Here is a 21,528-nt window from a genome sequence, read left to right as displayed (position 1 = left end):
TGGCAAGGCTTGAAAACCAGTAAGTAGTTTCACGTTATTGGTGTTTCACCTAGCCTGTGGGCCTTGTCGGTTGGAGGCACTGTCGTTAGTGTTGCGGGGCTGGTGTGCATCGCCACATACGCGGTACATCGGCGGCCTACAACAAACAGAGGAGACGACATGGACCGAACAAGGTGCGCGGGCGCAATGCGTCGTAGCATGCGCTGGACGATGACTGTATTGGCGGGCGCGGCGCTGGCAGCATGTGGTGGAGGTGGTGGTTCATCGGCCAGGAACGAATTGCCGCAGGGCATCACGGAAATCAGCCAGACAAGCTATCCGGCCACGACGGCAGGGGCCGGCAGCACCGCAGCGATGCAGGACCTGTTGACGGGCGGCATTGGCAAGACCGGGCTGGGGGCGGCTGCAGCGCCCGCATATGCCGACCCGGCCAATCCGACGGTGGCGGAGCTGCGGCGCAATGCCCTGTTCTCCAACTACCGGGGAATTCTGGATTACACCGCAGGCGGTGGTTATGGCTCCTTGTATGGCCCCAACATTACCGCAGACGGTGCGGTGACAACCGGTGAAGGTCTGATCCCTGGCAGTGAATACCTGGCGGTGCTGGACAACGGAACTGGCCGCAAGCAGACCGTGATTGCGGTGATGGTGCCTGACAGCTTCAGTGCATCCAGGCCTTGCCTGGTGCTGGGTCCTTCGTCTGGTTCGCGCGGCGTCTATGGCGCCATTGGCACGGCCGGTGAGTGGGGTTTGAAGAAGGGCTGCGCCGTGGCGCTGACCGATGCAGGCAAGGGTGTGGGACTGCACAATCTGGCCGACGACACGGTGAACAAGGTCGATGGCTCCCGCGCTGCACGCAAGGATGCCGGTGCCTTGTCCTTCTTCGCGGCCAACCTGACCGATGCCGCGCGTGCCGCGTACAACGCGGCCTTTCCCAACCGCATCGCCATCAAGCATGCGCATTCGCAGCAGAATCCCGAGAAGGACTGGGGCGGCGATACGCTGGCGGCTGGCCATTACGCGATGTACGTGCTCAATGCCAAGTACGGCACCAAGGATGATCCTGTGCCTTTCGACAGGAACAACACGGTAGTGATTGCGGGTTCTGCATCCAATGGTGGCGCAGCAGTCCTCCGGGCAGCAGAGTTGGACGGCGACGGTTTTGTGGACGGAGTCGTTGCAAGCGAGCCGGTGACGCAGATCCCGGCAGGAAAGCCCATCTATGTGAGGCAAGGCACGGAGAGCGAAAACGTCACGTCATACAACATGGGTGGAACCGCGCTGGCCGAGTACACCACCTGGGGCAATATCTACCAGCCTTGCGCCGCCCTGGCTGACGCTGCAGCACTCTCGGAGACATCAATCTTCAATTACATCGGCCTTGTGGCAATGAAGACGCGGGCCGAAGCGCGCTGCGAAGGGCTGGCTGCCAAAGGCCTGGTGACAGGCGCTACCACGGCAGAACGCGCGGCAGACGCCTTGAGCAAACTGCACGCCAAGGGCTGGACCAAAGAGCATGACCAGATGCACAACGCCCACTATGGGCTGGGCAATGGTCCGATCCTTTCTGCCATGTACACCATGGCGTACGGGCGCTTCGGTGCAGATGCCAATCTGTGCAACACCAGCTTTGCAGCTGCCAGTGCAACCGGCGAGGTGATGGCTGCCACGCCTCCAGCACTGGCGCAGAGTGCGGCGGTGGCCAACGGCACAGCCAATGGCTCGCCTGCGACCGTGGTGTACAACGATTCGGTCGGGGGGGCTCGTTCATGGCTGATGACGGTGTCGCCGTCGACCGGCAAGGCGGACCTGGGGCTGGACAACGCACTGTGCCAATATGCTCTTGCATCGGGGCAGGATCCGGTGACAGGCAAGTCCCTGTCTGCTGCCAGTGTGCCCACTCAAGCCCAAAGCGATGCGGTGCGTGCAGGCATGCAGGAAGTGAAAGTGACCGGCAATCTGCGCGGCAAGCCCACCATCATCGTGGCAGGGCGCAGCGATGCGCTGATTCCGGTGAATGTGAATGCGCGCGCCTACACAGCGTTGAACGGTGGTGTCGAAGGGGCGCAGAGCAAGCTGCGCTACATCGAAGTGACGAATGCCCAGCACTTTGATGCCTTCCTGCCGTTTGCGGGGTTTGATACGCGGTTTGTGCCACTGCATACCTACTTCAACCAGGCCATGGATGCCGTGTGGGCCAACGTGACCAAGGGTGCTGCTTTGCCTGCCAGCCAGGTGGTGCGTACCACGCCGCGAGGCGGTACACCTGGTGCAGCCAATCCGATTGCTGCAAGCAATGTGCCACCGCTCAAGGCCACGCCGGGGGCAGGGGACACGATCACGGTGACGGGATCGATTCCCATGGTGACCTTGCCGAACTGAACCGGCGTCTCGACTGGACTACGGTGAAGCGCAAAGGCTTCTGCTCCTCCAGTCTGTAGAGATCGGATGCCAAAAACAAAGTCCCGCCAGCTTGCGCTGCGGGACTAGTTTTTTGAAAGTGTGATGGCTTCGCGGTAGATCGGAGCTAAATGGCTCTAAGACGAATTCTCACCTGCCAGCAACACACATGGAAAAATCAGAAACGGGCAGGGGCACGCTTGCGGTCACGTTCATCTTCAGGCCATACAGCAAACACGGTATTCATTTCACTTCCTTTCACCTGATTGGTGGAGATGGGTGTTCAACGGGTGGGCAGGCGTGTTGGTTGACGGGGCTTGTATAAAGTTTTGTGAATACTGTTCAACAAAACGTACAGAGCTGCGGGATTTGTGAATGCAGCGATGGCCGAAATGGCTATGATTTGCCACCTTTTCATACACGGAGTCTTGAATGGCTGGTGCTGGACTATTGATGCTGCTGGACGATATCGCCACGCTGCTGGACGATGTTGCCCTGATGACGAAAACGGCAGCCGGCAAGAGCACGGCCATCCTCGATGATGTGGCCACGCAGACCAAAGTAGCCGTGCAAAAAACGGCGGGTGTGCTGGGGGACGATCTGGCGCTCAATGCCGAGCAGGTGACCGGCGTCAAGGCAAACCGCGAACTGCCCGTGGTGTGGGCTGTAGCCAAGGGCTCCCTGTGGAACAAGGCCATTCTGGTACCGGCAGCCTTGCTGATCAGTGCCTTTGCGCCTTGGCTGATCACACCACTCTTGATGGTCGGTGGGGCTTTCCTGTGCTTTGAAGGTGTCGAGAAAATTCTGGACATCTTCCACAAGCAGAAAAAACACGATGTGAAGACGGTGCTGGCCGATTCTGCCGAGGCGCAGAAGACCGGTGTTGCACCTTCGTCCGTGCGTGCTGCGCACGAAAAGCAGATGGACCCGCAGGAGTATGAGAAGCAGAAGGTCAAGGGCGCGGTCCGCACCGACTTCATTCTGTCTGCAGAGATCATGGCCATCGCATTGGGCACGGTGTCGACCAAACCCATCTGGGAGCAGGCTGCCGTATTGGTCACCGTGGCGATTGCCATCACCGTGTTTGTCTATGGCCTGGTGGCCGGCATCGTGCGGATGGACGATGTGGGTAGCTGGCTGATGGCCAAGAAGAGCGCTGCAGCGCAGGCCTTTGGCCGCGGCATGATCGCGTTCACGCCGTGGCTGATGCGCGGGCTGTCCATTGTCGGAACGGCTGCCATGTTCATGGTGGGTGGCAGCCTGCTGGTGCACGGTATCGGCCCGATCGAGCACTGGATCAAGGACAGCATCGAACCATTGGGTGGGGTCGCCGCAGTTGTCGGTCCTACCTTGGTGCATGTGGTGGTTGGCGCCATCATTGGCGGCGTGGTGGTGCTGTGCATGGAGGGGTGGCACAAGCTGCGCGGTCACTGACGCGAGCGCGAACCCTGGGTTCACGATGATACGGCCGGGGATTCCCGGCCGTTTTTGATGGTGCCGGGCATGAGGCCTGATCTGTGTCAAAGCAGCCAATGCGAGAATTGGTGATCATCTATTGCCATGGAAACGCCCCATTTCGGCAGCGGACTTTTTCTCCGGGGTGCTGCCGGTGCACGGGGCTTTCAGTCAATTCTCAATCCATGCGACATAAGTCGCAGCGAAGGCAATGATGATGAAGAAAGCAATGATGGCAGCGTTGGCTGTTTGTGCGCTGACGGCCGGCACGGCCATGGCGCAGCAGGCTGAAGGGCCCTGGATGGTGCGCGTGCGTGCCGTCAATCTGGACAGCGCCAACAAGGACTCCACCGGGCTTGGCCTGTCGATCAATGACAAGACCATTCCCGAGTTGGATGTGTCTTACTTCTTCACTCCCAATATCGCAGCAGAGCTGGTGCTGACATACCCACAGAAGCATGATCTGCGCTCCAACGGCGCAAAGATCGGTTCGCTCAAGCACCTGCCTCCTACACTGCTGGCGCAGTATCACTTCACCGGCATGGGCGCGTTCAAGCCTTATGTGGGCGCGGGTATCAACTACACGCGCTTTTCGAATGTGCGCTTTGACCCCGCCGTACAGGCGGCGCTCGATCCGTCGATCAAGAAGAACAGTTTTGGCCCAGCCATGCAGGTGGGCTTTGACTACATGCTCGACAAGAACTGGTCGATCAACTTTGATGTGAAAAAGGTCTACATCAAGACCGATGTCAGCTCGGCTGGCAAAAAGGTTGGATCGTTCAAGGTGGATCCCTGGCTCGTGGGTGTGGGCGTAGGCTATCGCTTCTGACCATCACCTTTATTTCCATGCAAAAGGCATGCCATCATTGGCATGCCTTTTTACTATGGAAAATGTAGCTGAATGCGCTCTGCAGTTGAGCGCTACAGGTTTCCTTGAGTCTTAGACTTGGGCGAGCGCCTGCTGCAGATCAGCCAGCAGGTCGTCGATATGTTCGATGCCGACCGACAGGCGCACCATGCCTTCGGTCACGCCAGCCTTTGCCAGTTCAGCCGCATCAAGCTGTCGGTGGGTCGTGGATGCGGGGTGCGTGGCCAGCGATTTGGCATCGCCGATGTTCACGAGGCGGGTGAACAGCTGCAGCGCATCGAGAAAGCGCGCACCGGCGGCTCGTCCCTCGTCGCCCTTGAGGCTGAATGACAGAATGCCCGAGGCGCGGCCACCCGATTGCTTCTGCACGATGGCGTGGTCCGGATGGTCTTTCAGGCCTGCGTAGCGCACCCATTCCACCTTGGGATGGTTTTGCAGGGCCTCGGCAATTTTCTGGGTGTTCTCGCAGATGCGGTCCATGCGCAGTGCCAGGGTTTCGATGCCCTGCAGGATCTGGAAGGCATTCTGCGGCGAGATGGCTGCCCCCATATTGCGCAGCGGCACCACGCGGGCGCGACCGATGAAGGCCGCAGGGCCCAGGGCCTCGGTATAGACCACGCCGTGGTAGCTCACGTCTGGCTCGTTCAGGCGCTTGAAGCGGGCCTTGTGCTCTGCCCAGGGGAACTTGCCGCTGTCCACGATGGCGCCACCCACGCTGGTGCCATGGCCGCCCAGGTACTTGGTGAGCGAGTGCACGACGATGTCGGCGCCAAATTCAAATGGCCGCAGCAGATAGGGGGAGGGTACGGTGTTGTCCACGATCAGTGGTACGCCATGCTTGTGGGCCACATCGGCCAGAGCGCGAATGTCGGTCACATTGCCCAGCGGGTTGCCGATGGATTCGATGAAGACGGCCTTGGTCTTGTCGTCGATCAACTTGTCAAAGCTGGCGGGATCGCGCGGGTCGGCAAAGCGCACTTCAATGCCCTGCTGCGGGAACGTGTGTGCGAACAGGTTGTAGGTGCCGCCATAGAGCGTGCTGGCGCTGATGATGTTGTCGCCCGCCTCGGCCAGGGTCTGTATGGCGGCGGTGATGGCCGCCATGCCCGATGCCACGGCCAGTGCGGCAATGCCGCCTTCCAAGGCCGCCACGCGCTTTTCCAGCACGTCGGTGGTCGGGTTCATGATGCGGGTGTAGATATTGCCTGGAACCTTCAGGTCGAACAGGTCGGCGCCATGCTGGGCACTGTCGAACGCGTAGGCTACCGTCTGGTAAATGGGCACGGCCACAGCCTTGGTCGTGGGATCGGGCGAATAGCCGGCGTGGACGGCAAGGGTTTCAATGCGCATGGCGGGTGGCTCCAGAATCGTTTTGGCAAAAGCAATGGTTGTAACAGCTTTGCCCAGGCGGGCAAATACATTGTTCGCATTTGCTTATGAAGCCATTGGTTCCATGTATGTGTGGAGCGATGCCATGGCTGCATGAAGCAACGTGCTACAGCCAGCTGTTGAGTGCCAGGCCTGCGCCCACCAGCCAGACAAACAGGATGAGGGCCAACAGCAGCGGCTTGACACCCGCCGCCTTGACGGCGCGCACATGGGTGGTGAGCCCCAGAGCCGCCATGGCCATGGTGAGCAGAACGTTGTCCAACTGGACACCTGCGGTGAGCGCCGCCTGTGGGATGATGCCCAGCGAATGGATTCCTGCAACCGCTATGAATCCCAGAGCAAACCAGGGAATGGTGATGCGCGCCAGCAATGGTTTTTTCTCGGTATCTGCAGTGCTGCCGATGCTGGGCTTGCCTGGTGCTGCTGGCGCTACCGACTCGTGCCGGGCCAGCCAGGCTGACAGAATGATGAGAAACGGTGCCAGCATCATCACCCGTACCATCTTGGCCACCACGGCCATGTCCGCAGCGCTGCTGCTGATGGCTTCGCCTGCAGCCACCACCTGCGCAACCTCGTGTACCGTAGAGCCTACCCACAGACCATAGGTGGATTCGGGCAATGGCAGCCATTGCGCCGCCAGATTCCACTGGTAAAAGGCGGGGTAGAGAAAGGTGCCAATGGTGCCGAACACCACCACGGTGGCAACGGCAACCGCCACATCGTCGGCACGCGCCTTGGCCACGGGGGCCGTGGCCAGAACAGCGGCAGCGCCGCAGATTGAGCTGCCCGCGCCCACGAGTATGGCCGTGCGTGGATCCAGTCCCAGCCAGCGCTTGCCCAGCCATTGGGCCAGGACAAAGGTGCTGGTCAGCACGATGGCGTCGATGAGCACGCCATGGATGCCCAGCGCGCCAATGTCCTGAAATGTCAGCCGCAGCCCGTAGAGGATGATGCCCAGGCGCAGCAGTTTCTGTTTGGAAAGACCTACGCCAGCATCGGCGGGCGCCTGTACCCAGCCATAGACGGTGTTACCGATCAGCATGCCGATCACGATGGCGATCGTGAGTGCAGACAAGCCCTTGCTGCTGAACCAGGGCAGGGCTGCAAGGTCGCTGGCAACCCAGGTGATGGCTCCACACAGCAGCAGGCCGGGAACCAGTTGTTTGCCGGCGGACAACCACGAATGGCTGCCGACTGGGGAGAGGGAGGAAGTGGCTTGTGACATGAAATGGGGCGAGGCCAGTACTGTCTCAAGATGACCCGAGCAGGCACCGCCAGAGCGGGAATGTCGCCACTATAGAAATTTTTCTTATATTCGTATAACTAATTGTTTATGTATCATCTACCTATAAAATAGGTAGTTGTCACAAAAATAAACCGTTGCTTTGGTTCATTGTGGTGGTACGTAACGGTGTCTGATCCCTGTTCACCTGCGAGGAATCCATGCTTCACCTCAGCCTGCGCCAATGGGAAGTGTTTTGCGCCATCGCCCAAAGCGGCAGCACAGTGGCTGCGGCGAATGCCGTGGGGCTCTCACAATCGGCAGTCAGTGCGGCCTTGCAGCAGCTTGAAACCGGCATGGGCGCCCAGTTGTTTGCGCGTACGGGCAAGCGTCTTGTCCTGAACGACCTGGGCCGCAGCCTGTGGCCCGAGGCACAGGCGCTGCTGGAGCAGGCACAGTTGCTGGAGCAGGCGACGCGGGCCACGGCCCCAGCCGCCCCTGTGCAACTGCGGCTGGCGGCCAGCACCACCATTGCCAACCATGTGCTGCCGCCCATCCTGGCAGGCTTCATGCAGCGCTATGAGCAGGTTCGGTTTGATGTGGTGATCGGCAATACGCGCGAGGTGGCGCAGTCGGTCACAGATGCGCGGGTGGACCTGGGCTTCATCGAGGGAGCCAGTCACTGGACAGAGCTGGAAGTGCAGCCCTGGCGCGACGACGAACTGGTGCTGATTGCTGCTGCGGGCGATACGCTGGTGCAACACGCCCGGCAGGCGCCCCTCTCGGTACAGGAGCTGCGCGCCTGCCGCTGGCTGCTGCGCGAAGAGGGCTCGGGCACGCGCGAGGCGGTGGAGTTTGCCGTGCTGTCGCACCTGCATGAATGGCCGGTGGTGGCAGTGCTGGGGAGCTCGGAGGCGATTTGCACGGCCGTGGCGCGCGGTGCAGGCATCAGCTGCCTCTCGCGGGTGATTGCGCAGCCCTGGGTGGACCGGGGAGAGCTGGCGATACTGGCGACCGAGCTGCCTGCCATGCAGCGGCCGTTTTCTCTGCTGCAGCGTCGTGGCAAAAAGCGCTCGCCCGTGCTTCAGGCTCTGGTGCAAGCCTGCCTGGATGCCGCGTGATGCTATGAATTACAGAGCTACTAGCGCTTTGCGTTGCCCAGTCTTATGAGGTTTTTTATCTAGAGTCCAATAGCAGAAAGCGCAGCACGCTATGATTTTTGATAGCAGCTTCTAGCACTGCAGCGCTACCGCACATGCTGCTTTTCCAGCTTGCGTGCCAGCGTGCGCCGGTGCATGCCCAGGCGCCGTGCGGTTTCCGAGATGTTGAAGCCGGTCTCGGCGAGGGTTTCGTGGATTTTTTCCCACTCCAGCGTCTTGATCGACGTGGTTGCCTGGGGCAGATCGACCTCGGTCGTGCCTTCAATGCGGCTGAATGCGGCTTCGATATCGTCGGTGTTCGACGGCTTGGCCAGGTAGTGGCAGGCGCCCAGCTTGATGGCTTCCACCGCCGTGGCAATGCTGGCATAGCCGGTCAGCACCACGATCAACGCATCGGGATTCTGCGCATGCAGCAACTGCACGCACGAGAGGCCCGACGAATTGCCGGCCAGCTTCAGATCCATCACCGCATACTGGGGCTGCTCGGTCTGCAGCAGGACCTGCACCTCATCGGCGCTGCTGGCGTGCAGCACGCGGTAGCCGCGGCGCTCAAACGAGCGGCGCAGGGTGCGGGCAAAAGCTGCATCGTCTTCAACCAGCAGTAACAGGCGTTCTTGCGTTTGCGTCATGGTGTTGTTCGTCATGCAGGGCAATGGCAGCCAGCGGCAGGCGGATACGTACCAGAGCGCCGCCGCCCAGATGCTGCTCCCGGTTACGGGCTTCGATATGGCCGCCCAGCGAGCGGGCAACATTCATCACCAGAAACAGGCCCAGACCGCTGCCAGGCCGCCCCTTGGTGGATTGGTATGGCTTGCCCAGCTGGGCAAGGATGTCGCTGCGAAAACCCGGGCCACTGTCGGTCACCACCAGCTCCAGCAGGGCGTGGCCGTCCTCGTCGTCCGATCCATCTGCCGGGCAGGTGGCCCACAGTTGCACAAAGCCGGGCGATGCCTCCAGTGCATTGTCCAGTACATTGAAAATCATCTGTTGCAGCGCGGTATCCGAGATGATGGGCACATCGCGCGCCAGCTGTTTGCGGAACTCGAAATTGGCGGGCTGGCGGTGGCTGCGCCACTGTTCCACCACCCGGTCCAGAAAGCGCACCAGGCTGGTTGTCTGTGGCGCATCGCCCCGCGTCTCGCCGGCAGACAGCAGTACCCCGGTGACGATGGACTTGCAGCGCTGCACCTGTTGCTCCATCTCGTGCAGGTCGTCCATCAACTCGCTGTCCTGGGAAATGGCTGGCATGCGCTGCCAGTCGCCCAGGATGACGGCCAGCGTGGACAGCGGCGTGCCCAGCTCATGCGCGGCGCCGCTCGCCAGCAGGCCCATGCGCACGATGTGCTCTTCTTCGGCGGCACGCTGGCGCAGGTCGGCCAGGCGCGCATCGCGCAATTGCAGATTGGCCATGATGCGGTTGATGAACGCCACCAGCAAAGTGGCATTGAGCCCAAAGCTGATCAGCAGGCCGATCAGGTACAGCGTGTGCATGGAGCCGCCCCGGTTCGACATGATCTGCAGCGGAAGGGAGAAGAACGCCAGCGCCACTGCACAGCATGCTGTGACCCCGACAATCGCCCAGGCATAGAAGGGCTTGAGCAGCACGGCCCCCAAGGTGACCTGCAGCAGGAACAGCGTAATGAAGGGGTTGTTGGCGCCACCACTCAGGTACAGCTGCATGCTGAGCGCGGATACATCGGCCAGCAGCGCCACAAACAGGTCTGCTGACGATATATCGTGCTGGCGCCAGCGCAGCCACCAGATGCAGGCGAGGTTGATGATGACCAGCCCCGCCAGAACGGAGAGCATCTCGGTGAGCGGCAAATGGATATCCAGGCCCCAGTGCACCAGCGAGATGGTGACCACCTGGCCCACTACGGCCAGCCAGCGCAGTTGTATGAGCAACTGCATGTTCTGGCGGTCGGTGGTATGGGTGACGCGGAAAAGGGAGTCTGCAGGAAATGACACCCGTCAATTGTGCCTGAGCCCCGGTGTCACAGTTGCCGCCCAGGCGGCCGCACCATGAAACGCCGCTGCATTTCGTCCCGGTGCAATAAAAAAGAGAGCGGCATGCGCTCTCTTTGATGGACTTTCAATGCATTTATGCCCGAAATGCAGCAAGCTGCAGCGTGGCATGCTATGAATTTTTAATCCACGCCTCCATGGCCGCTGTCAGCACGCCGCTGGTGGCGCACCACCAGCCACGCGGCACCCGCCACCATCAGGGCCAGGCCATACCAGGTCAGGGCATAGACAAGGTGGTTGTTGGTAAAGCGGATCTGCGTGAGCCCGGTCTGCGGCCATTGCTGGCTTTGCAGATCTGCGTTGCTGCTGCGTTTGGTCTCGCCCACCACGGTGGGGCCGTCGTCCGGCAGGCCTGCATCGACAAAGAACGGGGCCGCCTGCGCCAGTCCGCGCGCCTGTGCAATCGCCTGCACGTCGCGTGAGTACCAGCGGTTGCCTGCCGGATCATTGCTGCGCAGAAAGCCTCCTTTGGGCTCGGTGGCGCGCAGAAGACCGGTGACGGTGACGTTGCCAGTCGGTGTTGCTGCTGCCAACTGCGCCGCATCGCTCCAGTTGCTGCGCAGGCCGTCAGGCACGAAACCGCGGTTGACGAGCACCTGAGTGCCGTCAGGCTGCTGCAGCGGTGTCATCACCCAAAAACCTGCACCCAGTGCGGTGGTGGCCTGCGTCAGCACGGTCTGGGCTGGCAGCCATTGGCCATGCAGGGTAGTGGGCTGGTATTCCTGCGCCTTGGCATCCAGCCGGGGCCAGGTGGATGGCGCAGGGGGGGGCTGGGGCGCGCTATGGACGCGGCGTTCCACCCGGTCGATCAGATCGAGCTTCCATTGCAGGCGGTAAACCTGCCAGGTGCCCAATGCGCAAAAGCCTAAAAACAAGGCGATGCCTACACATGCAAGCATCGCCTGGAAGAGGGCGGAACGCGGGGGCTTTACATCCGCGTTCCGTTGCGTTTCGTTGGTCAAAACAGCTCAGTGGTTGGCGTGGTCCTGTGCAGGTTGCGTAGCAGCTGCAGGCGCCGTGTGCTTGTGGCCAGGCATCATGTTGGCATTCATGTGGTACATGACCCACAAGGTACCAGCCAGCGTCACTGCCACGAACACGATGGTGAAGATGGTGGACATCAAGGTCCAGCCGCCTTCGATCTTGCCGTTCATGTGCAGGAAATAGACCATGTGAACGATGATCTGCACCACAGCGAAGAAGGCAATCACCACCACGGTGGTGGTGCGGTTCTCGAACACGTCGCCCATCACCACGGCAAAGGGGATTGCTGTCAGGATGATCGAGAGGAAAAAACCGATCATGTAGCCCGAGAAGGTGCTGTGCGGGCCATCGTCATGACCGTGGTCATCGTGGCCGTGTGCTGCGTGATTGTGTTGTGCGCTCATTTACAGCACTCCCATCAAATATACGAAGGAGAAGACGCCGATCCAGACCACGTCCAGAAAGTGCCAGAACATCGACAGGCACATCAGGCGGCGGTTGTTTTCATGGGTCAGGCCATGCTTGCCAATCTGCAGTAACAAAACCACCAGCCACACCAGGCCGAAAGTCACGTGCAGACCGTGGGTGCCCACCAGTGCAAAGAAGGCCGACATGGCAGCGCTGCTTTGCGGGCCGGCGCCCACATGGATCAGGTGGTGGAACTCATACAGTTCCACACCCAGGAAGCCTGCACCGAAGAGGGCGGTGATGATCAGCCAGGTGATCGTGCCCTTGACCGAGCCCTTCTGCTTGGCCAGCATGGCGAAGCCGAAGGTAATGGACGACAGCAGCAGCAAGGCCGTGTTGATCGCCACCAGGGTCAGGTCAAACAGCTCGGCGCCGCCAGGGCCGCCAGCATAGTTGCGGCCCAGGGCGCCATAGGTGGCAAACAGGGCTGCAAAGATGAGGCAGTCGCTCATCAGGTAGAGCCAGAAGCCCAGAGCAGTGCCGTTTTCGACGTGCGGTTCTTCCTTGAGGAAGTAGTCGCGGGTACCGGTCGCGCCGGCGAGGGTATTGTGATTAGACATGGCGGGCCAACAGTTGGGTACGGGCTTCTTCGGTGACTTCCACCTGCGCTGCAGGGATGTAGTAGTCACGCTTGTAGTTGAAGGTGTGGATGATCGAGGCCAGCACGATACCGGCAAAGCTCAGGCCAGCCAGCCACCACATGTGCCAGATCATGGCAAAGCCAAAGACCAGGGCGATCATCGAGATCACGAAGCCGGCGCCGGTGTTCTTGGGCATGTGGATTTCCACGAAGCCGTCGAGCTTGCGCTTGAAACCGTGCTTCTTCATATCCCACCAGGCATCGCTGTCATGCACGGCTGGCGTGAAGGCAAAGTTGTACTGGGGAGGAGGCGAGGAGGTGGCCCATTCCAGGGTACGGCCGTTCCAGCAGTCACCGGTCACATCACGCAGCTGGTCACGCTTGAGGTAGCTGACGAACAACTGGATGAAGAAGCAGGCGATGCCCAGTGCGATCAGCACGGCGCCGAAAGCAGCGATGATGAACCAGATCTGCAGCGAAGTGTCTTCGTAGTGGTTGACGCGGCGGGTCACACCCATCAGGCCCAGCACATACAGCGGCGTGAAGGCAACCCAGAAGCCAACGAACCAGAACCAGAACGATGCCTTGCCCCAGAACTCGTCGAGGCGATAGCCGAACGCCTTGGGATACCAGTAGTTGATGCCGGCGAACACGGCAAACACCACGCCGCCAATGATCACGTTGTGGAAGTGGGCGATCAGGAACAGCGAGTTGTGCAGCACGAAGTCAGCAGGAGGAACGGCCAGCAGAACGCCGGTCATGCCGCCGATGGTGAAGGTCAGCATGAAGCCCACGGTCCACAGCATGGGAACGGTGAAGCGGATGCGGCCGCGGTACATGGTGAACAGCCAGTTGAAGATCTTGGCGCCGGTCGGGATCGAGATGATCATCGTGGTGATGCCGAAGAACGAGTTCACGCTGGCGCCAGAACCCATGGTGAAGAAGTGGTGCAGCCACACCAGCCAGGACAGGATGGTGATACACACGGTGGCGTACACCATCGAGGTGTAACCGAACAGGCGCTTGCGCGAGAAGGTAGCGACGATTTCGGAGAACACGCCAAAAGCGGGCAGGATCAGGATGTAGACCTCTGGGTGGCCCCAGATCCAGATCAGGTTCACGTACAGCATGGGGTTGCCGCCCAGCTCGTTGGTGAAGAAGTTGGTGCCGACATAGCGGTCCAGGGTCATCAGCACCAGCACGGCGGTCAGGATCGGGAACGAAGCCACGATCAGGGCGTTGGTGCACAGCGAGGTCCAGGTGAAGATGGGCATCTTCATCAGGTTCATGCCAGGGGCGCGCATCTTGATGATGGTCACGATCAGGTTGATACCCGAGAGCGTGGTGCCCACACCGGCAATCTGCAATGCCCAGATGTAGTAATCCAGACCCACGCCAGGGTGGTATTCACCCAGGCCCGACAGTGCCAGCCAGCCCAGCGTGGAGAACTCACCCACGAACAGCGAAGCCATCACCAGCACGGCGCCAGAGGTGGTCATCCAGAAGCTGAAGTTGTTCAGGAACGGGAAGGCCACGTCACGTGCACCAATCTGCAGCGGCACCAGATAGTTCATCAGGCCCGTCACGAAAGGCATGGCCACGAAGAAGATCATGATCACGCCGTGGGCGGTGAAGATCTGGTCGTAGTGGTGCGGGGGCAGGTAGCCCATGGCATCACCGGCAGCCAGGGCCTGCTGGCCGCGCATCATCACGGCGTCGGCAAAGCCGCGCAGGAACATGACGAGGCCCAGGATCATGTACATGATGCCGATGTTCTTGTGGTCGATGGAACAGATCCAGTTCTTCCACAGCGGGCCCCAGAGCTTGAACTTGGTGATACCGGCAACGACGACGAGGCCGCCCAGGACCACGGCGATAAAGGTCCACAACACGATGGGCTCATGCACCATCGGTATGTCATTCCATGTCAGCCGCCCGAGAAGCGGGTCATGGCTTGCGTTAGTAGCTACGGACATATTGAGTCTCTTTGAAAATTCGCGATGGGTTATTGCGCCACGGTGGGGGTGATCTCGTCCACACGCAGGGCTGCCACCACTTGCGTGGCATTGGCGGCCGTGCACACGTCATCCTGCGGCAGCAGCGAAACGCTCTTGCCTGCCTTGGTGCGGGCATTGATATTGGCCATGGCGTCCTTGGCCATCATGTCGTCCATGCACATCTTGCCCGCTTCCACGCAGCGGTTGACGATGGCGTGGTAGAGGGTGCTGTCCACATTGCCGAACAGGCGAACGGGATCGCGCTCGCTGGGCTTTTCCAGCTTCACGTACTCAGCGCGGTCGAGGGTGGCGCCTTCGGTCTTGGCCTTCTGTACCCAGGCGTTGAAGTCGCCGTCGGCGAGGCCGTGGAACTTGAAGGTCATGCCGGCAAAGCCCGCACCGCTGTAGTGCGAGCTCATACCCTTGTACACGCCAGGCTTGTTGATCACGGCGTTGAGCTGCGTCTGCATTGAAGGCATGGCATAGATCATGCCGGCCAGATCAGGCACATAGAACGCATTCATCGTGGTAGTGGCGGTCAGCTTGAAGCGGATCGGACGGTCCACGGGAGCCGCCAGTTCGTTGATGGTGGCGATGCCTTGCTCGGGGTAGATGAACAGCCACTTCCAGTCCATGGCGACTACTTCCACCTCCAGCGGCTTGACATCGGCCGGAACGGGGCGGTTGGCGTCCACGCGGTCCAGCGGACGGTAGGGGTCGAGCTTGTGGGTGTAGATCCAGGTGATGGAGCCCAGCGCGATGATGATCAAGAGCGGCACCGACCAGATCACCAGCTCCAGGGTCGTGGAGTGGTGCCATTCGGGGTCGTAATCAGCGGGCTCGTTCGATTCGCGGTACTTGAAGGCAAACAGCAGGATCAGCACCATGACCGGAACGATGATGATCAGCATCAGCAAGGTGGCGATGATCACCAGATTGCCGGACTGGGCAGCAACATCCCCGGCGGGGTTGAGCACAACGGTATTGCAGCCCGCAAGGCTGGCGGCGGCTAGTAACGCCGCGACGAGCCGCGAAGGCCCGCGAAGTTTTTTGAGATCAGGCATGCGAAAAGGCACGGCAAGCGCGCTTAGGTAGAAACATGGATTGCAAAATCCCGCCAAATGTAAATGCTAGAGGCAGGCCTGTCGATTGGACATTTTGTCCTACGTCCTCTCAAAAAGTACCCTGCTAGGCTCCTGAATGGGTACGATCGTAACAGGCCTGTTACAGCTTGAGGAAGGAGCTTTTGTATGAGTAGTCTCGGTTACGCAGCATCTCCTGTCGGCAGCAATCACAGCGCTGATCAACATACACGGTCCGCTGTGCATGATGACGTCACACCTGGCGAAATTGCGGTCGGCGTTATTATCGGCCGTTCGTCGGAGTATTTCGACTTTTTCGTATTTGGCATAGCGTCGGTATTGGTCTTTCCGACAGTCTTCTTTCCTCACTTTTCCAGGCTGAATGGCACGCTGCTGTCGTTTGCTATATTTTCTATAGCTTTCCTCGCCCGTCCCGTGGGAACTGCCATCTCGATGGCCATCCAGCGTCGCTGGGGGCGTGCTGCCAAGATGACCATCGCCCTGTTTCTGTTGGGCGTTGCAACGGTTGGTATCGCATTTTTACCCGGGTATGAATCGATAGGTCGAACGGCCATCGTGCTGCTGGCCCTGTTCCGCTTCGCCCAGGGCCTGGCACTGGGTGGTTCGTGGGATGGCCTCCCATCGCTGCTGGCCATGACCGCGCCAACCGACAAGCGCGGCTGGTACGCAATGATCGGCCAGTTGGGCGCTCCGTTGGGCTTTGTGATTGCGGCAGGCCTCTTTGCCTACCTGTACGGCACCCTGAGCGAGAGCGAGTTCCTCAGCTGGGGCTGGCGCTATCCCTTCTTTGTGGCGTTTGCACTGAACGTGGTGGCGCTGTTTGCTCGTCTGCAGCTCGTGCTGGGTCGCACCTACACCCAGGCCATGCAGGAACGCGAGCTGGAGCCCGTGAGCGTCACCCGCCTGATCGATGAAGAAGGGGGCCACGTTGCCATCGGCGCCTTTGCCGCCCTGGCCAGCTTTGCGCTGTTCCATCTGGTGACGGTGTTCCCGTTGTCGTGGATTTTGCTGTACTCCGACCAGTCGATTACCGAGGTGCTGCTGGTGCAGATGGTGGGTGCTGTATGTGCAGCGTTCGCCATCGTGGCATCGGGCAAGCTGGCCGACCGTTTTGGCCGCCGCAATACCCTGGGTGCCATGGCCGTGCTGATCGGTCTGTTCAGCCTGGCAACACCAATGCTGTTGTCGAGCGGCGTCATCGGCCATGACATCTTCATCATTGTCGGCTTTGTGCTGCTGGGCCTGTCCTATGGTCAGTCCTCCGGTACCGTGACTGCCAACTTCTCGCCTCAGTACCGCTACACGGGGGCTGCCCTGTCGACCGATATGGCCTGGCTGGTAGGGGCTGCTTTCGCGCCTGTGGTGGCACTGGGGCTCTCTGCCAAGTTCGGTTTGATCGCAGTGAGCCTGTATCTGCTGTCTGGTGCCGTCTGCACACTGGTAGCCCTGGGCATCAACCGTGCGCTGGAGTCGAGGGAACCCTCCAGTGCTGATTGAGCGTCGATCCGGTTTTATCAGGGAATGGTCTATTGAAGACTGGAGCCGTGGATTGACCTGACGGTCTCCGCCTTGGTAGAAAAAGAGCTGCTTGAAGGCAGCTCTTTCTTTTTATGGATGGGGCAGGGGCTTCAGCTTTGTACTGCTGCGGGCCGTGTGCGGTAGAACTGCATCGGAAACTCCTGCATCTCCTTGAAGTGCTGGTTCATCACCGATTTCTTCATCTTGCCCACCACATGCATCTCGCAGGGCTTGCAGTCAAAACGCAGCGTGAGCTTTTCCTTGCCGTTGATGAGCTGCAGCGGCTCGGCCTTGATGGTTCCCTTGACGCCGATCACGCCCTTGGCCTGCTTGGGGCACAGGCTCATCGAGAAGCGCACGCAGTGCTTGGTGATCATCAGTGAGACTTCGCCTTCCTCTTCCTTGCTCTCGTAGGCGGCGTCGATCACCTTCACACCATGCTTCACATAGAAGTCGTGTGCCTTGTGGTTGAATACGTTGGCCAGGTAGGTGAGGGTGTCTTCAGGGAAAGGAGCAGGCGGCTCCACAGGCTCGGCACGCGGCAGGCGCACGAAGCCCTTGGCACGGGCTTCTTCCAGTGCGGCCACGGCATCGCGGCGCAGGTGGTTGAGCGCCGAGGCTGGCACGAACCAGGGCTGCGAAAGCTGCAGGCTGATGTCGTGCACGGCAAAGACCGTGGCGCCAAAGCGGCCCAGTTGCTCACGCAGCGAGATTTCGGCCTTGACGGTATCGGTAGCTGCCTGATGGACTTGGGCGATGGTGGCACTGCCGGTGAACCCGTCCTCATCGGTCAGCTGCAGGGCAAAGCCGTCGGCAGTTTCACGCAGCTCTGCCCACAGGCCGATGCGGCGGTCGCTGGATTTTTTGTCCAGCGTGCGTATCCAGTCCATGTCGCGGTTGCGGTTGATCTCCAGGCCTTTGCGCAGGTCCTTGAACTCGGCGATCTCATTCTTGGGAAACACGCGCCAGATGCCTTTCTTGGCGTTAACGCATTCGGCGCGGTTTATGTGCACGCCCACCAGTTCCTTTTGCAGGTCGTAGTAGCACAGGCCGTCGCCGTTGTGGAGCACGGCGGTCTTGTCGCTCACTTCCAGCTCAAACCATTTGTCACCCGCCTGGCCCGCTTGCGTCACCCAGCCGATGGCACGGCCCGGCGTCTTGGGCGTGTCGAAAGCGCCAATGTCGTCCTTGCGGCCGTTGACGAAGTAATCGGTGAACTCGCGGTTGAAGTTCTGGTCCGGGTCGGGCTCGAAACTGAAGGTGGTGCGCCCCGAGGACGAGCGCGCGAGCGGTGCGTCGGAGAACTCGCGCTCTTCGATGATTTCGTCGAGCAGCTTGCGGTAGTGGGCGGTGATGTTTTTCACATAGCCCATGTCCTTGTAGCGGCCCTCAATCTTGAAGCTGCGCACGCCTGCATCAATGAGTGCGCGCAGGTTGTCGCTCTGGTTGTTGTCCTTCATCGACAGTACGTGTTTCTCGTGGGCGATGATGCGGCCGCTGCCGTCCAGCACTTCGTAGGGCAGGCGGCAAGCCTGGTTGCAGTCGCCACGGTTGGCGCTGCGGCCCGTATGGGCGTGGCTGATGAAGCACTGGCCCGAATAGGCCACGCACAGTGCGCCGTGCACAAAGAATTCAATGGTGGTGCGCGCCGGATCAGTGGCCGCACGCACGGCGGCAATCTGTCGCAGATCCAGCTCGCGCGCCACCACGATCTGCGACAGGCCTGCGTCCTGCAGAAATCGGGCTTTCTCTGGGGTGCGGATGTCCGACTGCGTGGACGCATGTAGCTGAATAGGCGGCAAATCGAGCTCCAGCAGTCCCATGTCCTGGATGATGAGCGCATCGGCTCCAGCGTTGTAGATCTGCCAGGCCATCTGACGGGCAGCTTCCAGTTCGTCGTCGCGCAAAATGGTGTTGAGCGTGATGAAGATGCGGCTGCCAAAGCGATGGGCGTGGGTGATCAGCCGTTCCAGCTCACGGATATCGTTGCCGGCAGTTGCGCGCGCGCCAAAGGCGGGGCCGCCGATGTAGACGGCATCGGCGCCATGGTTGACGGCTTCAATACCGATATCGGCGTCGCGGGCCGGGGAGAGCAGTTCGAGCTGGTGGGGCAGGAGGGACATAGGGGCGCTGTGGTACTTGCTTCGTGTCTGTAGGATGGCCTGCAGCCCAATGCCGCAGCGATCCTTCTGCCATTGACGACAGGGCGTCTGCGATATCTGGGTGAAGCAAGTGGTTGATTTTTGTCAATTTTAACCGGATTGACGCCTGATTCAGGTTCAGTGGCTTCGCGGGGCGTGCGCTTCACTGGTGGTACGCGCAGGTGCCGGTCGGAGGATGCTCGGCCTTGCCGCGCGATAATCGCGCCATCACAACCGGTTGTAGAGGGACGTATGCGCGCTGTTTTTGGTCTCGTCGGTATCCTGGTGGTCATGGCCATTGTTGCCATCCTGATGAAGCAGAATCTGCAGGCCACCCGAAGCACCAGTGGAGCGAGTGCTCCGGCGACGGTGGAGGGTGTCAAGGTGCCGCAGGTCGATACCAGCAAGAATGTGCGGGAGCAGAGCCAGCAGATTCAGCAGCAGGTGCAGACGGAGCTGAACCAGGCCTTGCAGCAGGGCGCAGACCGCGCAAAGGATGCGGAATGAAAATGGCCTTCTGCGTTTTCCCTTAAATTGATGATCGCTATTTTTTGTGAGTGCGTGCAGTGGGCTTTGAGGCGTTTCTGTCATAACTTCGGCGTCTGAAAGTTTGTTCAACTGCAATCGGTGCGATGTCCATTTCAGATGATGGGCATGGTGCACCCCTATCCAACTGCCTCCAACCCATGACAGCGGATTCCATTCCCCCTTTTGAAGACGATGCGCACTGGATGCGTGCAGCGCTGCAGCAGGCGCAGGCGGCTGCGCAGGCTGGCGAAGTGCCGGTGGGCGCTGTGGTGGTGCAAGGTGGGGTCATCATCGGTCGTGGGTGCAATCGGCCTGTCGGTCTGCACGACCCCAGCGCCCATGCAGAAATCCAGGCGCTGCGCGATGCGGCGCAGCATGCGGGCAACTACCGGCTCGAAGATTGCACGCTCTATGTGACGCTGGAGCCCTGTGCCATGTGCGCCGGCGCCATCCTGAACGCACGCGTGGCCCGAGTGGTGTGGGGTGCTGCGGAGCCCCGCACCGGGGCGGCTGGCTCGGTGATCAACCTGTTTGCCAATGCCCAGCTCAACCACCATACGCAAACCACTGCGGGGGTGCTGGCCGAAGACGCGGCTGCCTTGCTGACCGGATTTTTCGCGGAACGCCGGCAGGCACAGCAAGTGGCAGCCCGGGCTGCACACCCCTTGCGCGACGATGCGCTTCGTGTGGATGAAAAGATCTTCCACGCCGATTGTGACTGCGCAAGTAGCTCCTGTTTTTATAGTGATTGGCCGCCACTGGCGGGTTTGCGCCTGCATGTCAAGGACAGCCACGCGAATGGCGCTGACGCACCGGCCGCCATGCGCTGGCTGATGCTGTCCGCCAGCCCGGCCCACCAGGGGCTTTTTCGCCCACTGGCTCAGGCCCTGGCAGCTTTGGGTGACCGCGTGGTGGTGCCGGACTGGATTGGCCTGGGCCGCAGCGACAGGCCCAAAAAGGATGCGGGAGTGAATGACGCCTTGCACCTGGCGACGCTGCAGGCGCTGGTCGAGCACTTGCAACTGCAGCCCGATATGCTGCCGGATGCGCGGCCAGATGCACAGCCAGAAGCTCCGGCAAAGCTGGTGATTGCCGCACACGGAGATGCGTCCCGTCTGGGCCTGGCGCTGTACCGACTGCTCGCGCAGGCAGGTGTGCCGCTTGCGCGTATGGGGCTGTGGCTCATCAACCCCGCACTGCCGCGCCATGCCACACCGGCCTACCGCCAATGGCTGGAGCAGGTGCAGCGCAAACCTGCCTTGGATGTAGCGCAAGCACTACAGAGCAGTGCATTGGATGGGCTGCCTGCTGCAGATATCGCGCAATGGCAGGCGCAGTTCCCTGACCGGGGGCATCGTGCCGGGCTGCGTGTCTGGGCGCGTGATGCCCAGGCATGGGTGGATGCGGAGGCGGGCAGCATGAATGCTCCGCTGGAGCTGCCCGACGCCAGTCTGGTGAGCGCAGGCGAGAGCGCCCAATGGTGGCCGTGGCCTGTGCTGGCGTCGTTGGAGACAGTTCCGCGCCTGTGTTCAGGTGGAGATTGGCTGCCGTTGCAAAATCCGCAGGCATTGCTGGAGCACGCCGCTTTTTTCCGTTCCACACTGCAGCAGTGATGACAATGTGACTGTGCTTGCCCGCCTGGGCGTGCCATCGCGTCTGCCCTGCTGCACAATGGCTGCTGACCAGAAGT

17 protein-coding genes are annotated in these 21,528 nt (G+C 60.6%); 7 read left to right on the top strand and 10 right to left on the bottom strand.

What is annotated here, in order from left to right:
* Positions 1-159: 159 nt before the first annotated feature.
* The 3 genes from ABIE32_RS12625 to ABIE32_RS12615 all read left to right on the top strand — a co-directional run bounded on the left by ABIE32_RS12625 (position 160) and on the right by ABIE32_RS12615 (position 4,684).
* Complete coding sequence (locus tag ABIE32_RS12625; protein WP_429016599.1) at positions 160-2,382, top strand: 3-hydroxybutyrate oligomer hydrolase family protein; 2,223 nt, start codon at positions 160-162, stop codon at positions 2,380-2,382.
* A 450-nt stretch (positions 2,383-2,832) separates the two neighbouring features.
* Positions 2,833-3,834: a DUF808 domain-containing protein gene (locus ABIE32_RS12620; RefSeq protein ID WP_429016597.1), complete on the top strand. Its 1,002-nt coding sequence runs from the start codon at positions 2,833-2,835 to the stop codon at positions 3,832-3,834.
* A 238-nt stretch (positions 3,835-4,072) separates the two neighbouring features.
* Positions 4,073-4,684 (top strand): OmpW/AlkL family protein, encoded by a 612-nt coding sequence (locus tag ABIE32_RS12615; RefSeq protein WP_377779645.1) that lies wholly within the window; start codon positions 4,073-4,075, stop codon positions 4,682-4,684.
* A 111-nt stretch (positions 4,685-4,795) separates the two neighbouring features.
* On the opposite strand, the gene ABIE32_RS12610 is transcribed toward ABIE32_RS12615, so the two are convergent.
* Together ABIE32_RS12610 and ABIE32_RS12605 are read right to left on the bottom strand one after the other, a co-directional pair.
* Complete coding sequence (locus tag ABIE32_RS12610) at positions 4,796-6,073, bottom strand: O-acetylhomoserine aminocarboxypropyltransferase/cysteine synthase family protein (protein ID WP_224149505.1); 1,278 nt, start codon at positions 6,071-6,073, stop codon at positions 4,796-4,798.
* A 145-nt stretch (positions 6,074-6,218) separates the two neighbouring features.
* Complete coding sequence (locus tag ABIE32_RS12605) at positions 6,219-7,337, bottom strand: YeiH family protein (RefSeq protein WP_429016594.1); 1,119 nt, start codon at positions 7,335-7,337, stop codon at positions 6,219-6,221.
* Positions 7,338-7,555: 218 nt separating this feature from the next.
* Between ABIE32_RS12605 and ABIE32_RS12600 the strand changes: the two genes are divergently transcribed.
* Positions 7,556-8,455 carry a LysR family transcriptional regulator gene (locus ABIE32_RS12600; RefSeq protein WP_429016592.1) on the top strand — a complete coding sequence of 300 codons (900 nt, stop codon included), beginning with the start codon at positions 7,556-7,558 and terminating at the stop codon, positions 8,453-8,455.
* A gap of 125 nt (positions 8,456-8,580) precedes the next feature.
* On the opposite strand, the gene ABIE32_RS12595 is transcribed toward ABIE32_RS12600, so the two are convergent.
* The 7 genes from ABIE32_RS12595 to cyoA all read right to left on the bottom strand — a co-directional run bounded on the left by ABIE32_RS12595 (position 8,581) and on the right by cyoA (position 15,612).
* Positions 8,581-9,123, bottom strand: a complete 543-nt coding sequence (locus tag ABIE32_RS12595; protein ID WP_429016590.1) for a response regulator transcription factor — start codon at positions 9,121-9,123, stop codon at positions 8,581-8,583.
* A complete protein-coding gene (locus ABIE32_RS12590; RefSeq protein WP_429016589.1) occupies positions 9,086-10,462 on the bottom strand; it encodes an ATP-binding protein in 1,377 nt (458 codons plus the stop codon). The genes ABIE32_RS12595 and ABIE32_RS12590 overlap by 38 nt, the downstream gene beginning before the upstream one ends.
* Positions 10,463-10,641: 179 nt before the next feature.
* Complete coding sequence (locus ABIE32_RS12585) at positions 10,642-11,418, bottom strand: SURF1 family protein (RefSeq protein WP_429016698.1); 777 nt, start codon at positions 11,416-11,418, stop codon at positions 10,642-10,644.
* 69 nt (positions 11,419-11,487) lie between these two features.
* The gene (cyoD, locus tag ABIE32_RS12580; RefSeq protein WP_224149499.1) at positions 11,488-11,907 is read right to left on the bottom strand and encodes a cytochrome o ubiquinol oxidase subunit IV; all 420 of its coding nucleotides are present in this window, start codon (positions 11,905-11,907) and stop codon (positions 11,488-11,490) included.
* The gene (cyoC, locus tag ABIE32_RS12575) at positions 11,908-12,531 is read right to left on the bottom strand and encodes a cytochrome o ubiquinol oxidase subunit III (RefSeq protein WP_184707881.1); all 624 of its coding nucleotides are present in this window, start codon (positions 12,529-12,531) and stop codon (positions 11,908-11,910) included.
* Positions 12,524-14,527: a cytochrome o ubiquinol oxidase subunit I gene (gene cyoB / locus ABIE32_RS12570; RefSeq protein ID WP_224149497.1), complete on the bottom strand. Its 2,004-nt coding sequence runs from the start codon at positions 14,525-14,527 to the stop codon at positions 12,524-12,526. The genes cyoC and cyoB overlap by 8 nt, the downstream gene beginning before the upstream one ends.
* Before the next feature lie 29 nt (positions 14,528-14,556).
* Positions 14,557-15,612, bottom strand: coding sequence for a ubiquinol oxidase subunit II (cyoA, locus tag ABIE32_RS12565; protein WP_429016587.1), 1,056 nt, complete (start codon positions 15,610-15,612; stop codon positions 14,557-14,559).
* A gap of 186 nt (positions 15,613-15,798) precedes the next feature.
* Here cyoA and ABIE32_RS12560 point away from each other — a divergent pair, with 186 nt between their 5' ends.
* Positions 15,799-17,148: an MFS transporter gene (locus ABIE32_RS12560; RefSeq protein ID WP_224149495.1), complete on the top strand. Its 1,350-nt coding sequence runs from the start codon at positions 15,799-15,801 to the stop codon at positions 17,146-17,148.
* A 131-nt stretch (positions 17,149-17,279) separates the two neighbouring features.
* Here the strand turns inward: ABIE32_RS12560 and ABIE32_RS12555 are convergent, their stop codons facing one another.
* Positions 17,280-19,292 carry a peptidase U32 family protein gene (locus ABIE32_RS12555; protein ID WP_429016585.1) on the bottom strand — a complete coding sequence of 671 codons (2,013 nt, stop codon included), beginning with the start codon at positions 19,290-19,292 and terminating at the stop codon, positions 17,280-17,282.
* Positions 19,293-19,562: 270 nt separating this feature from the next.
* On the opposite strand from ABIE32_RS12555, the gene ABIE32_RS12550 reads away from it, so the two are divergent.
* On the top strand, positions 19,563-19,817 hold the full coding sequence (locus tag ABIE32_RS12550; protein ID WP_224149493.1) for a hypothetical protein: 255 nt from the start codon (positions 19,563-19,565) through the stop codon (positions 19,815-19,817).
* 179 nt (positions 19,818-19,996) lie between these two features.
* Positions 19,997-21,451, top strand: coding sequence for a tRNA adenosine(34) deaminase TadA (tadA, locus tag ABIE32_RS12545; RefSeq protein WP_429016584.1), 1,455 nt, complete (start codon positions 19,997-19,999; stop codon positions 21,449-21,451).
* Positions 21,452-21,528: the final 77 nt, after the last annotated feature.

Origin of the sequence: Comamonas sp. 4034 (assembly GCF_050434545.1) — a bacterium.
Lineage (GTDB): Bacteria > Pseudomonadota > Gammaproteobacteria > Burkholderiales > Burkholderiaceae_C > Comamonas > Comamonas odontotermitis.
The sequence above is the reverse complement of the archived record's forward strand: the minus strand, read 5'-3'. Positions and strand labels throughout refer to the sequence as shown.

Coding starts and splice junctions, on each gene's coding strand:
- ABIE32_RS12585 (WP_429016698.1), bottom strand. CDS start 11,418: ATGCTTGCATGTGTAGGCATCGCCTTGTTTTTAGGCTTTTGCGCATTG.
- ABIE32_RS12550 (WP_224149493.1), top strand. CDS start 19,563: ATGCGCGCTGTTTTTGGTCTCGTCGGTATCCTGGTGGTCATGGCCATT.
- ABIE32_RS12605 (WP_429016594.1), bottom strand. CDS start 7,337: ATGTCACAAGCCACTTCCTCCCTCTCCCCAGTCGGCAGCCATTCGTGG.
- ABIE32_RS12555 (WP_429016585.1), bottom strand. CDS start 19,292: ATGTCCCTCCTGCCCCACCAGCTCGAACTGCTCTCCCCGGCCCGCGAC.
- ABIE32_RS12560 (WP_224149495.1), top strand. CDS start 15,799: ATGAGTAGTCTCGGTTACGCAGCATCTCCTGTCGGCAGCAATCACAGC.
- ABIE32_RS12610 (WP_224149505.1), bottom strand. CDS start 6,073: ATGCGCATTGAAACCCTTGCCGTCCACGCCGGCTATTCGCCCGATCCC.
- ABIE32_RS12600 (WP_429016592.1), top strand. CDS start 7,556: ATGCTTCACCTCAGCCTGCGCCAATGGGAAGTGTTTTGCGCCATCGCC.
- cyoB (WP_224149497.1), bottom strand. CDS start 14,527: ATGTCCGTAGCTACTAACGCAAGCCATGACCCGCTTCTCGGGCGGCTG.
- ABIE32_RS12620 (WP_429016597.1), top strand. CDS start 2,833: ATGGCTGGTGCTGGACTATTGATGCTGCTGGACGATATCGCCACGCTG.
- cyoA (WP_429016587.1), bottom strand. CDS start 15,612: ATGCCTGATCTCAAAAAACTTCGCGGGCCTTCGCGGCTCGTCGCGGCG.
- tadA (WP_429016584.1), top strand. CDS start 19,997: ATGACAGCGGATTCCATTCCCCCTTTTGAAGACGATGCGCACTGGATG.
- cyoD (WP_224149499.1), bottom strand. CDS start 11,907: ATGAGCGCACAACACAATCACGCAGCACACGGCCACGATGACCACGGT.
- ABIE32_RS12595 (WP_429016590.1), bottom strand. CDS start 9,123: ATGACGCAAACGCAAGAACGCCTGTTACTGCTGGTTGAAGACGATGCA.
- ABIE32_RS12615 (WP_377779645.1), top strand. CDS start 4,073: ATGAAGAAAGCAATGATGGCAGCGTTGGCTGTTTGTGCGCTGACGGCC.
- cyoC (WP_184707881.1), bottom strand. CDS start 12,531: ATGTCTAATCACAATACCCTCGCCGGCGCGACCGGTACCCGCGACTAC.
- ABIE32_RS12625 (WP_429016599.1), top strand. CDS start 160: ATGGACCGAACAAGGTGCGCGGGCGCAATGCGTCGTAGCATGCGCTGG.